We start from the raw sequence: 12,143 nt of genomic DNA on the forward strand, positions 1-12,143 counted from the left end.
GTCGCGTCAGTTTCAGAGGAAAAATTGCCGGCTCTGTGGAATGCCGAGCGGCACCTTTCGGCCAAGCTGGTAAAGCTTCACCGAGAGCACGTCAGGCAGGCTGCCGAAATCAGCCTGCTGTTGTTCGGATGAATAGAGATAGTTCGGTTCGCCCGTTTCGAGCTGCCGGATTGGCGTATTGCCGTTAAAAATTTCAATCCGGTAGCGTTCCCGATCTTCGTCCAGCGGAATATCTCTGGCTGACCAGTCATCAGCATCAATCCGGCTTCGGCGGATCCATGTGAAGGCAACATCCCCGTTTTCGGAACGGTTCGCCCGAAAATGGACGGGCGCCAAGGGCGTTTGCGCACGTAATCCGCCGGAAAATGCATAAGGCGCATCCGACGCCATATCACCGTATGATGTCGTCACGATATAGTTCCGGCTCAGTCCGGCATGTCGCGGATTAAGGCCTATGGAGACAACAGCATCGTTGAGAATGACGGCGCGACTGCCAGCCGATGCATGCGCATTCATCGCATCTTCTGTCCCGGCAAGCCCGCGCAGCAGGCCTTCCAGTCTCCACCGTCCACGCGCAATCTCCGTAGCGTTGAGAAATCCTATGATCTCGAAGACGCCACTATTGGCTTCAACGGCAATCCGGTTGACACCCGCCAGCACTGAAGCTTTTGGCGCAGATTCCAACCCACCGAAATCGAGATCGATCTCCAGACACACGCTGAAATCGAAACGCCCTGTCGCACCCGGCCTCAGATCCGAGACAAGAGTAGACGTAGAAGCGGGTCGCTCAATGAACCGATCAGCGGCATAGCCTTCAAGCGTTGCAGACGACAAAACAAACAGCCGTCGCCATGGTTTTGCGAAAACAGCAATTCGGGCAAAATCGCTTGCATCGCCTTCTGTGTAATGCGGCAGATCCATGAGAACTACGCGCGGCGCGAAGCCATCGGCAGCGGTCTCGCCTGACATGAGCCGGTCATTGCGTAGCACAGCATTGCCGCTTAGAGGTGAAAATGACCGCGCTTCGACGGCTATAGTTTTACCCGCCTCCAGTTTTGTAACCATGAAGCGACCGCCCGGACCATCGGACAGGCGAATGACATCTCCGACCTCCAGATCTTTAACCTGTGGCGACAGGTCGAAGGTGATCCCGCGCGCAGAGATACGGTTTTCCCTAAGAAGAGTGCCGGCCAGCTGCATCGCCTGCGTTTCCGGCAGAGAAGCCGGAAGACCATATCGCAAGATCCGGTCGTTGACCGAGACAATCCGTGCCGAGCGGGCGCTGGCCTGTTCATAGTCATGGTCGGCATCAAGATACGAAACAATCGTTTCGCCTGCCAGATCGCTGTCATGCTGACGGGTTTCCTGCCAGAGTGCTTTATCATCAAGGTCGGCAACGATGCTGATCTCGCGTGGTGGCAGGCTGGCGCTCAACCGCGAACGAAACATAAGGCGCCCATCGCGTTCGATACAATCAGCAGAATAGAGCAACAAAAGCGGTTCCAGCAGGTTTCGCGCTGTTTCAATATCGGCCTGCAGATATCCGGAAAGATCACCGGTCAAAAGCGTCGTATCACCATCGGAAAACCTGTGATCCCGGAGAATTGTGGCAACCGTATCCGCCAGTGTTGTGGCCCCCAGCCGGCCGTTCAGCCAGTGGCCGGTAAGCCAGTTACGACCATCGCTCCAGAGTTCAGCATTCCGCGGAAATGCCGGATATGGCCGGATATCCCAGCACCACAGAAAAATGTATCCCGGATCAAGCATGCCTTCCGGCGGTTTTCCGTTTTCCCACCAGTTCAGATGCGTTTCCAAAAAGCGGCGTTGCTCGGCGTCGGCGCGCCGTCTCGATGAGAAATAGGGAAATGCGGATTCCGATGATTTGGGATCACCAAACACATTTGGCTGACATGCACCCTTATCAACAGCCGGACATCCGAGTTCTGTAAACCAGACTGGCTTCTGCTTCGGAAGCCAGGCGGTTGGCGCGCCAACTTCGACACCGGCAACACGATTGAAATGCGGATTGGCCCACCAGTTTTCGATATCCTTGTAGCGATAAACCCATGGTTTCCCCGCAGATCCATCGGTGATCGGCGTGCGCTGGCGCGCCGCCCGGTCAGCATCGCTGGCATAATACCATTCATAGCCCTCTCCGCCTGCGATCTGGCTTTCCAGTCCATCGGGATCATCGCAAATACGAAAGCCATCAGGGTTTCCGGCGCCAAGATCCTCATCTCTCCAGTCCGAAAGAGGCATATAGTTGTCGATACCAACGGCCGTAATCGCATCGCTCGCCCATAAAGGGTCAAGGTTGAAATAAACATCGCCGCTTCCATCACTCGGGTGATAGCCGAAATACTCACTCCAGTCTGCGCCATAAGTCAGAGCAGTATGAGGGCCCAGAACCCTGCGGACATCATGCGCCAGATCGGTCAGCGCCTCCACGAAGGGAAAGGCATCATTCTCATCGCGGATCGATGTCAGTCCCTTAAGTTCAGAGCCGATGATGAAGCCATCAAGTCCACCTGCAGCAACGGCAAGATGCGCATAGTGAAGTACCATTCTGCGGTAGCCGGTTTCCGGACCATCAAAATCTATTCCACCTGCTATCTGCGTAAACTGCCCAGCCTGTGCAGTTCCGACAAATCGTTCAACCTCGGCACGCGCAGCTGCAGTCCGGTCTGTTGTGCCGGGCAAACCCGGTGCAGGATCGCAGGTAATCCGGCCGCGCCAGGGATAGGCCGCCTGCTCGCTTGCACCATATGGATCCGATAAGCCGTTTCCCTCCGGCACGTCCATCATGAGAAAGGGATAAAGAAAGACTTTAAGCCCTCTCGCCTTAAGGTCGGCAATCGCGGCGATCAAGCCGGCATCATTCGGTGTGCCGCCATAAGCCGGGCCACCCTCATGGAGAGACACAACATGGGCATTCTCACGCGTAATGCCATTCACTTGCCAGGGGCTGCTCTCGGCATTTCTCGCCGCCGTTTCAACGCCCGGTAAAATACGGCACTCTCCGGCGCGCAGATCGGTACCAAACCAGCTTACAACCAGCGCGACACGCTCAAGGTTCGGACACAGTGCCATCAATTCATCGATGGAGGCTTCCCAGTCGGTCTCCCGCGTCAGTGTATTGCGATTGATGATCCTCTGAGCGCCATTCCCGATGGATTCAGTGACCTGATACGGGCAAAGACCGTGTTCTGTTGCGCCGGGGATGATTGCAATCGCCTTGACCTGTTTTTCGAGCCTTCCGGTTGGTCTTAGTACCTCAAACTGCAACACGGGAATGCGGTTGCCAAAATTATCCAGTGGCAATCGCTCGAAGACAACATAGCAAAGCCCGCGATAGGCTGGCGCGTTTCCCTCGCCTTGTTTTGCCTCGATCAATGGATCGGGAAGTTGTTCATCATCGCCGCGATAAAACCGCATCCCGACATGGCTCAGATCCAGCTCCCGGCCATCCGCCCAGACACGACGGATTGCAGCCACCGGGCCTTCACAAATTCCGAAAGCAAAATTGCCGAAATAGGCAAAGCTCGAAGCCGTTGTTCCGGAAGCTTTGCCGCCAGCACGTTCTTCGGTAACTTCTTCTTCAAATCGGGTTGCCCAGATCAGCGTTCCGCCAATCCGGGACGTGCCATAGACACGCGGAATGCCAACACCCTCTTCAACCCCGCCAACACGGGCGGTTGCAAGATGCTGTCCCTGCACTGAAGCCCCGGCCGAGCCAAAAAGGCGACTGTCGACAAAGCTGCCAGCCATCGCTCCGAGCGCACGCCCGGCAACAGCGCCGAATGGCCCGAGGGCGCTACCAATTACCGCCCCTGCTGCCTGAAAGACAATCGTTGCCATATTACAAACCTCAATGCTTAAATCTGGACGGGAAACCGGTACACTGCTGAAATCTTCCGGCGCCAACCGGGCACCAGTGCCGAACGAACGACACCTGCTTTTTCATAGGCGTGAATGAAATGCTCCGGCCCGGACAGGATCCCGATATGTTTGGCCGGAAACTGCGGTCGCCAGCGAAACAGCAGCAGATCACCGGGGATCATAAAGTCCTGTGACACGGGCATCCCGCAATAAAGCTCGGCGGCCTGCTGAAGGCGATCTTCACTGCCGAACTCGGCCCAATCTGCGGCATAGGGATAATCCACTGAAGGTGCGGCGCCGTAAACGGCTTTCCAAACTCCGCGCACCAGTCCAAGGCAGTCGCAACCAACACCACAAGAGCTGGATTGATGACGATAGGGCGTGCCAAGCCAATTTTCAGCCTCCGCCACCACGCATTGCTGAAGCGTTATCATTTAAACAGCACGCTCCCGTCATGTGTGCTTTCGCCATCCACATAGGAATAGGCAAAATCCGCACCCGGCATATGCGGAAAACCTCTGAAATTCAGCTGGTTGGAAAACTTGTTTCGGCAGGTGGAAAATGCCTTGTCGCATCCCGCGACAAGGCGCACTGCATCACCAGTTTCAGGAACCCTTTCAAGTGGAAGCCACAGGTCGACCTGCATAGCCCCGCCAACGGTTTTGTTGACCTCGATATCCGCTTTCTGCCCGGCCAGTTGACCGCTTTCGAAGACCAGAACGCCGAAGGAGAAGAAGCCGTTCGGAAAGACCGCACCACCGGAGACCACCAGTCGCGTTTCAGTGTCAACATCTGCGATCGCTCCCGTCATCTGAAGACCGGAATGCGCGACATCAACCCCACAGCGACTGTCTCCCAGCTCCGCGTCACATCGCCTTGAGAAACTGCGCCCCTGCGGCTGTGATAACCGATGCGTGACAGACCGAAGTTCGGCCTTGAATGCTCCCGCCTGACGGCTCACCTCGCCGATTTCATAAATGTCGAGCCTCTGATGATCCTCTGGGCGTGCCCAGTTGACGAGATAAACTTCGACCTTTGCACCATCATAGGAACCGGCTGCCAGTTCAGCCTCATCAATAGCCGCGCTGGAAAACCCTCCGGCAACCTGATTGCTGACGGCAGAAAATCCTTCCTCATGAACGGTTTCAGAAGCAGCAAAGCCGCTTGCCGCGAGGAATGTTGTTCCGGCGAAACCAAGATCGCAGTCATGCTCGGTAAATCCGAGCACATGCCCATCCTTCCGGATGAGCCGCCAGCAGTAACAAAGCGTTGTCGCATCGGCCTGAAGATGCGTTTTTAGCCCTGGTGAAAGTGTTCTCATGGCCGGATCTCCATCAGCGGCACATTTGGTACATGCCCGGCATTGAAGGCAGACATATTGATGTTGATCTGATCGATATCGAAGCGAACGGGCACATCGAATTCATAACCGGCAAAAATTTCCGCGCCGGAGGCCGGGACGTTTCCGGACTGAAAGGTCACAAGGCCGGTGGTTTCATCGACCGAGTAGGATGAGGGCGGAATAACCGCCGCATCGACAGTGACTTTCACAGTGTCCGCAACAGGCTTTTCGATTTTTCGCGACTTTGCAGCGGCACCGTCCCCATAGGTTTTGATGAGCTGAAAGCTTCCGGTTTCACCATCCCCAACACCGATCCACTGATCGGCAGCACCGGGCTGTTGAAGCGGGCCACATGACTTGTAGTCAACGGGATCACGAAATCTGAAACCGTAGAGCTGACCGCTGCGCGCCTCAAAAAACGACACCAGCTCATAAAGATCACTGAGCGACCGTACCGCCGACCCCGCGTCATAGGATCGGCGCGAGTCACGCCAGCGCTGGTTCCTGCTCTCCCGCCCGTTCGAAAGATTGACGATGTCCGTCCGCCGCATCGGTCCACCGCTGGTTGAAAGCGAAAGGCGCAGCGGAAACCGGACTTCGTGGAAACTCTGAGGCATGGAGTTCTCCTAAATATTGCGCTGGCCTGAACGCACCGCCCGCGCAAGCATTGCGGTGATCTGACCTTCGCTGCGCTGAAAGCTCGCGACATCTTGCGCGTTGACATTGAAGACAATCTGAGGCCCGCCGCCAGCGCCGGATGCGGCAACGCCCAGTCTGCCGTCTGCACCCCGCTTTAGCGGCAAGATAGCTTCACTGCCCGCCTCTCCCATCAGACCAAGACCGCCAGACATTGGAAAATAGGTCGGACTTGAAACCACACCTCCAGAAGCAAAGGGCGTGACCCTGCCCGGCACTCCACCTTTGGAATGCGCAAAGACACTGATCATCTGCTCAGAAAACGCACTGATTTGCCCCGAGATCGCTTTTTCCAAAGGATTGAGTGCTGCATTGAGGGCAATTTCGCTGAGACGCCTACCCAGATCATTCAGAACGTTCTGCAGACTTTTCCCGCTAAGCGCAGCGTCTTTCATGGCACCGGTCAAGGATGCAGCAAATTTATCAGACTGCGCCTCCAGGTCGCTCAGAACATCGTAGAGTGCGGATGCCCCCTCGGTGACCTCATAAAAATCAAATTCATCAGACGCCATTGTCAGACCTCCTGCTTTCATCTGGAAAGCGCTTCATCAGTTCGCTCAGCATCTGCCGGTTCGGATAGGTCGTTGCAGGTGCCAGGTGTCCGGCCATCGCCGCAAATTCGATCGGCGACAGGGCCCAGAACTGGAGTGGTGAAAGCCGCAGCTGGCAAAGCCCCGTATGCAAAACCGCGCACCAGGGAAACGGCACGATTTCGGTGGGGCGAGCGTTTGCCGCTGCGGCTAGGAAGGGTCCGGCACAGACTTCGCCTCTTCAGCGGAAACCGTATCCCCTCCGTTAAACGTTACCTTCAGAAGATCGGATACGAGCCGGGCATACCCTGCCACTCCGCCATCGAGACACATGCCAGCAACCTCATCATCCTCAAAAATATTGCCTCCGCCGCGAAGACCTGCAGCCACAATGATCACGAGATCACGCGCCTTGAGTTTGCCGGAGGAAAGCCGCCGCCCGAGATCGACGAGCCCTTCCGCCCCGAAAGCTGTTTCCAGCTCGGCAAGAGCGCCCAGCGTCAGACAAAGAATGCGGCGTTCACCATCGAACACCGCCTCCACCTCGCCTCGATGGCGGTTGGCCCGCCGTCCGCTTGAATACTCCATCATGATACCGCTCCAAAGCTGATTGCACCGGCCGATTCCAGTGTCAGATCAAACGTCACTTCACCGTTATGCTGGCCGGAATATTCCAGCGCAGTCATCAGGAATGGTCCTGTCAGTGAACCGAAATCGGGGATGATAATCTGTGCCTCGATCAGCGAACCGGCAAAGAAAGCAGAACGGACGGTCTCGTCCGATGCCTGATCTTTGAACAAGCCGGAACCGGTCAGTCCGCAACGTCGAACACCGGCACCGCCTAAAAGCTCGCGCCAGCGCCCGGAACTTTCGGAATCGGTGATATCCACGCTTTCTTCGTTGAAAGCCAGTTGCTTGGCCCGCAGTCCAGCCACGGTTTCGTAAATGCTGCCATTGTGCAGCTTTACGAGCATGTCCTTGCCTTTCTGGGCAGTCATGGAACACTCCGTTATTGTGCGCATTCACAAGGCGCGTGTTAAAAGACTTGGCTGTGTCAGCTGCATTCGGTGACGGCTCGAAACAGCGCTTCCGCCCGAAAATATCCGGTCTTCACCACGCGCCGGATCCGGGTAGAGCGGTGCTGAAGGTTGACCAGCACCGTGTCCTCAGGCTCCAGTTGAGCATCGTGCAGCAGCATGCGCACCCGCTCGGCGATTACATTCAGCTTTTTGCGTCCCTGAGCGTCTGACCAGATTTCGATGGTCAGAAGATGCTCCGCGCCAGACGTCGCATCGGTGGAGTAGTCCCTGCTGGTACATTCGCCAAAGGTAATGCCGGGGAGTTTCGGACGCGGTAAAAGCCGGTCAGATATTCCATTCGCGCCGATCAGACCCGTTAGGTCACCGTCACTGGCAAGCCGCGTGTAAATTGCCGATAGCAAAGCATTTTGTGCTGAGATCATACCCCAACCTCCTCACAGCGGCAGACGGTATATCGCTTTGTTTCATCTGGGTCGCGCCAGCTGTTGAGCTTGAAGGTGCGTGCGCCAAAGCGAAACCGAAGGCCACTTTCAAGGTCTTCGCGGCGGTAGAGCCAGATCTCATGTGTGGACCGGAAAACCTCACCGCCTGCCTCTTCAGTCACGGCAACCGTCATTGGCCGGACGGCAGCCCAAAGGCTGGTTATGGAATGCCATGACCGCGTGATGCCACCCTGCCCGTCTTCTGTCGCAACTGATCGCTGAAGGTCCAGACGGCTGCTGAATGCGCCAGGATCAAGTGGTTGAACCGCCATCACAGCCTCCAGGTTTTCAATGGTGCGATCAGCCGCTCATAACCGTCAGGTACACCGGCCGGCTGCTGGTTCGGACCGATAGCACCCCGAAACACAAACATATGGGTTACGTGGCGCAGAATTGCCTGTCTTGCCGCGGCGGGGACATCGCTCGCGTCACCGTAGCCAGCGGTAAAGTCAACTTCGATGCCATTGAAACCAGTTGCCCGGCTTATGATTTCCCGAAGATAAAACCGTGCCGGTCGGGCTTCGCCATCCAGCCGGGCTGCAGAAAGATCGACTTCCGAAGCAGTGCCGTCACGACTGAAAACCCGCACGGTATCAACCGAACGAACGGGGCCATGCGCCAGTGCAATCAACCCGCTTTGGGGCCAGCCGTCACGATATAGCCGCCAGTTTTGTGTGACCAGCGAAACACCCGTCACAGTTTCGAGGTAGTGGCGCGCCGTGGCGATTAATCCTGTGATCAGATCATCTTCGTCTGTGCCTTCAAACCGCATGAAGGCTTTTGCATCCTCCAGCGAAACAGGCTCTTGGGAAGGCGGCGTTATTTGCGCATAGGTCATGTTTTTAACCCCTCCGGCCAAATCAAAAACCCCGGCGCAATGCACCGGGGTGAGCTCTTGAAAACGTCGATGTAAAGTCTCTACGCTCAGCTCTCGCCAAACTTGATCAGCTTGACGGCCTCGAAATTCTGCACCCCACCGCCAACACGCTTGGTGGTGTAGAACAAGACGTAGGGTTTGGCAGAATAAGGATCGCGCAAAACCCTGACACCGGTGCGGTCAACAACCAGATAGCCCGCCGCAAAATCACCAAAGGCAACCGACATGGCGTCGCTTGCCACATCCGGCATGTCTTCTGCCTCGGCAACGGGAAAGCCCATCAGCGAGGCTTTCTGCCCGACACCAGCCGGAGGCTGCCAGAGATAGTTACCATCGTCATCCTTGAATTTGCGGATGATACCCTGCGTTTTACGGTTCATCAGAAAATGCGCATTCTGCCGATGCCCGGCTTTCAATGCGTAAATCGTGTCGATCAGCACGTCGGAAGGGGCAGCAGCGGCAAAGCCAGCGTCAACGCCGGTGGCGATATAGCCAAGCTTCCCCCATTCCCAGGCCGCATCAGAAACCGTCGGGTAGCTTAAAATTCCCTTCGGCGTGGCAGCCGTATTGCCATTGATGAAGGCAGCCCCTTCCTGCTCGGCAAAAGCGGTATCGATTTCGCTGGCAATCCAGCTCTCAACATCCACCGCAGCATCCTCCAGCAGCGAGGCGCTGGCCGCCGGCATGGCGTAAAGCTCCATTGTCGGGAAGGTCAGCTCAGAAATTTCCGGGGCTGTGGTTTCTGGCCGCGTCGCGGTTTCACCAACCCAGCCCGCTTCAAATCCGGATGCAACGAAGGGTTTCTTCAACACCGCGCCAGAAACCTGTCGAACCGTCGCAAGCGCGCGGATCGGCGAAATAGCTGTCAGGCGGCGTCCGATCTCCGTGTCGGTTTCATCCGGCACCAGATAGCCGCCATCACCGTCGCTTGCACCTGAGATCGCCTTTTCTTCCAGTGCGCGCAGGCCCTGCTCATCGCCGCGGCGAATGTAGTTTTCAAAGGCCATCTTGTGTTCGCTGGCAGCAAGGCTCATGCCCCGCCCCAACTGAGGTCGGGCTTTCTTCAGATGCATCTCGTCTATCAAACGGGACTGAGCATCCATCGCCCGATTGATCCGCTCAACCTTTTCGCGGGTGACGACATCCTCACCCATTTTGCTCTCCAGCTCGTCAAGGCGACGGTCATTGGCATCCTTGAAGGCCTCGAAGCCTGACATGAAGTCCTCAAATGCCTGATGGATCGTGTCCGGCGTGGATTTGATCTCCGGCGCCGTCTGCAAAGAAATCGCTCTCACCATAGTAACCTCTTTCATAGCTACCTGTGTTTCGGGTATCACTTTTCAGGATGCCAGCAGCCGATTGGCCCGGCGCAAAAGTCCGAGCAGCTGTGCATCCTGCTTATCATCGTCGTCAGTGGCATCCCGCCGGCTGACGAGCGCGTCATAGCCGCCAGTCAAAAACCGGCGCGCTGCCTTTCGGCTCAGGCCGGCATCCCGCGTCAGCCATCGCTCGAATTCCCGAATTGTCGGGAAGTTACCGTCCGCCGCTTTCACCTGTGCGATGCGTGCGGAAGGCAGCATCGGAAAGGTCACGACAGAAATTTCCCACAGATCGGCCTCCAACACGCGGCGCACACCGGATTTCGGGTCGTTCTTGGCGCGCACGGTCTGAAAGCCGATGGACAGTCCATCCAGCGCGCCGGACCTCATGAGCGCATGAACCTCTCTGGCCCGCGCCACGTCTTCGGACAGGACGCCTTCAACATAAAGTCCGCGGGCATCCTCACGGATCTTGGTCCAGTGGCCAATCGGCTCAGAAGGATCGTGCTGAAACAGCATCCGCACGCCTTTTGCGCCACGCGTCTTCAGCGACTTTGAAAACGCCCCGCGTTCAATCATGTCCTTGCTAAGATCGACCTCGCCGAACAAACTGGCATAACCGGAAAAACTGCCGTCACCGGAAATTTCCGTCAGTGCCAGATCCGCATATTTCTTCTCCGCACGTGGCATGCTGCGGCTATCACCATATCTCATGGTCACTCCGTCATGGTTGTCTTGAAAACACCTGGCCTCATCGCGTCCGTTCAGTATCCAACGGCTTCACGCTTTTCGGCATCAGAGAGGAAGTCGGCGGCGGCACCCCTGCTCCAAAGCGCATCCCGCTCACCGGAAAGTGCGCTGACCTGATCGAGATCGGGTTTCAGCGTCAGCCCGTCGCCATAGGCCGGAGCAAGCCATGCCGTCAGCGAAGCGGCAGTGCGGGCTATCAGCGGCAACACAGTCAGGCGGTAGAAGGCACGATTGGCTTCCTGATAATTGGAATAGGTATTGTCTCCGGGAATGCCGAGCATCATTGGCGGCACGCCAATGGCAAGTGCGATATCCCGGGCTGAACCGTTTCGCGCCTCGGTAAAGTCCATCTCCCGCGGCGAAAGTCCCATCGACTTCCAGTCGAGCCCGCCTTCAAGAAGCAGCGGACGGCCAGCGCGAACCGGGCCTGTATAGCCCTCTTCCAGCTCCTGCTTCAGTCGCTCATACTGCTCTTCGGTCAGGTTGCCGCCATCGCGCGGTTGATAGACCAGTGCCCCGGATGGGCGGGCAGAGTTATCCAGCAAGGCCTTGTTCCAGACCGATGCTGCATTATGAAGGTCCAGCGCCATTTGTGCGGCACAAAGCGGAGAAAATCCTGAATGATCATCCAGCGGGTGGAACAGCCGCAAATGCAGGATCGAAAGCCCTTCACCATCTGCAGCAAAACGCGTGGCCTGCTTGCCAACACGATATTCATAAGCCTCCGGCCAGCCGTCGCGCCCTTCGATGATCCGCACACGATCCGGCCTCAAAAGGTGTAACTCACGCAAAGCATCATTCAGGATAACCGGCTCGATATAGGCATTGCCGGACAGGAGAAGATGCCCGAAAAGACTTTCTAGGAAATCGGTTCCGCTCATCCGCGCATTGGGCTTTCTGAACAGCACGAGCATAGGATGTTCGCTGATCGCGGTTTCACTTTCATAGAGCAGCCAGGGAATGCTTGCGGCGGCCTCTGCAATCAGACGCACGGCGCGGTGCGCGACCGGGTTGCGCATAAAGCCCTCGCGTGCAAGCGCGCCATATGAACGTCCACTCCAGCGCGCTTCGCCCGTGACAGCAAGCGCCGATACCAGATTGGCCGCCTTTTTTCCGGGCGCACTTATTGGTTCTGACCTGCCCCCCTTGCGTCCCTCGTTCAATTCGAGAGTCTGCGGTGTCGTGATTGGTAGTTTGGTTGGTCTGCTTGGGCAAGGGTCTGTGTGGC

At 56.8% G+C, this 12,143-nt stretch carries 14 protein-coding genes; all 14 read right to left on the bottom strand.

From position 1 onward, the window contains the following. Positions 1-12 precede the first annotated feature (12 nt). The 14 genes from EDC90_RS07810 to EDC90_RS07875 all read right to left on the bottom strand — a co-directional run bounded on the left by EDC90_RS07810 (position 13) and on the right by EDC90_RS07875 (position 12,042). Positions 13-3,858: a baseplate multidomain protein megatron gene (locus EDC90_RS07810; RefSeq protein ID WP_132310233.1), complete on the bottom strand. Its 3,846-nt coding sequence runs from the start codon at positions 3,856-3,858 to the stop codon at positions 13-15. 17 nt (positions 3,859-3,875) lie between these two features. Further along, positions 3,876-4,313, bottom strand: a complete 438-nt coding sequence (locus EDC90_RS07815) for an NlpC/P60 family protein (protein ID WP_132310235.1) — start codon at positions 4,311-4,313, stop codon at positions 3,876-3,878. Further along, positions 4,310-5,200, bottom strand: coding sequence for a DUF2163 domain-containing protein (locus tag EDC90_RS07820; RefSeq protein WP_132310237.1), 891 nt, complete (start codon positions 5,198-5,200; stop codon positions 4,310-4,312). Before EDC90_RS07820 ends, EDC90_RS07815 begins: the two co-directional genes overlap by 4 nt. Beyond that, the gene (locus tag EDC90_RS07825) at positions 5,197-5,838 is read right to left on the bottom strand and encodes a DUF2460 domain-containing protein (RefSeq protein WP_132310239.1); all 642 of its coding nucleotides are present in this window, start codon (positions 5,836-5,838) and stop codon (positions 5,197-5,199) included. Before EDC90_RS07825 ends, EDC90_RS07820 begins: the two co-directional genes overlap by 4 nt. A gap of 9 nt (positions 5,839-5,847) precedes the next feature. Continuing rightward, the gene (locus EDC90_RS07830) at positions 5,848-6,429 is read right to left on the bottom strand and encodes a phage tail tape measure protein (RefSeq protein WP_132310241.1); all 582 of its coding nucleotides are present in this window, start codon (positions 6,427-6,429) and stop codon (positions 5,848-5,850) included. Continuing rightward, entirely contained in the window at positions 6,419-6,625 is a 207-nt protein-coding gene (locus EDC90_RS07835) for a rcc01693 family protein (RefSeq protein WP_281015398.1), read from the bottom strand. Before EDC90_RS07835 ends, EDC90_RS07830 begins: the two co-directional genes overlap by 11 nt. 32 nt (positions 6,626-6,657) lie before the next feature. Next, positions 6,658-7,038, bottom strand: coding sequence for a gene transfer agent family protein (locus EDC90_RS07840; protein WP_132310245.1), 381 nt, complete (start codon positions 7,036-7,038; stop codon positions 6,658-6,660). Continuing rightward, complete coding sequence (locus tag EDC90_RS07845; protein WP_132310247.1) at positions 7,035-7,445, bottom strand: phage major tail protein, TP901-1 family; 411 nt, start codon at positions 7,443-7,445, stop codon at positions 7,035-7,037. The genes EDC90_RS07840 and EDC90_RS07845 overlap by 4 nt, the downstream gene beginning before the upstream one ends. A 56-nt stretch (positions 7,446-7,501) precedes the next feature. Continuing rightward, the gene (locus EDC90_RS07850) at positions 7,502-7,909 is read right to left on the bottom strand and encodes a DUF3168 domain-containing protein (RefSeq protein WP_245510981.1); all 408 of its coding nucleotides are present in this window, start codon (positions 7,907-7,909) and stop codon (positions 7,502-7,504) included. Further along, entirely contained in the window at positions 7,906-8,241 is a 336-nt protein-coding gene (locus EDC90_RS07855) for a phage head closure protein (protein WP_132310249.1), read from the bottom strand. The genes EDC90_RS07850 and EDC90_RS07855 overlap by 4 nt, the downstream gene beginning before the upstream one ends. After that, entirely contained in the window at positions 8,241-8,807 is a 567-nt protein-coding gene (locus EDC90_RS07860; RefSeq protein WP_132310251.1) for a head-tail connector protein, read from the bottom strand. Before EDC90_RS07860 ends, EDC90_RS07855 begins: the two co-directional genes overlap by 1 nt. Before the next feature lie 86 nt (positions 8,808-8,893). Next, entirely contained in the window at positions 8,894-10,144 is a 1,251-nt protein-coding gene (locus EDC90_RS07865; RefSeq protein WP_132310253.1) for a phage major capsid protein, read from the bottom strand. A 42-nt stretch (positions 10,145-10,186) separates the two neighbouring features. Beyond that, entirely contained in the window at positions 10,187-10,879 is a 693-nt protein-coding gene (locus EDC90_RS07870) for an HK97 family phage prohead protease (protein ID WP_132310255.1), read from the bottom strand. A 50-nt stretch (positions 10,880-10,929) separates the two neighbouring features. After that, the gene (locus EDC90_RS07875; RefSeq protein WP_245510983.1) at positions 10,930-12,042 is read right to left on the bottom strand and encodes a phage portal protein; all 1,113 of its coding nucleotides are present in this window, start codon (positions 12,040-12,042) and stop codon (positions 10,930-10,932) included. Positions 12,043-12,143: the final 101 nt, after the last annotated feature.

Origin of the sequence: Martelella mediterranea, assembly GCF_004342225.1 — a bacterium.
Classification (GTDB): domain Bacteria; phylum Pseudomonadota; class Alphaproteobacteria; order Rhizobiales; family Rhizobiaceae; genus Martelella; species Martelella mediterranea_B.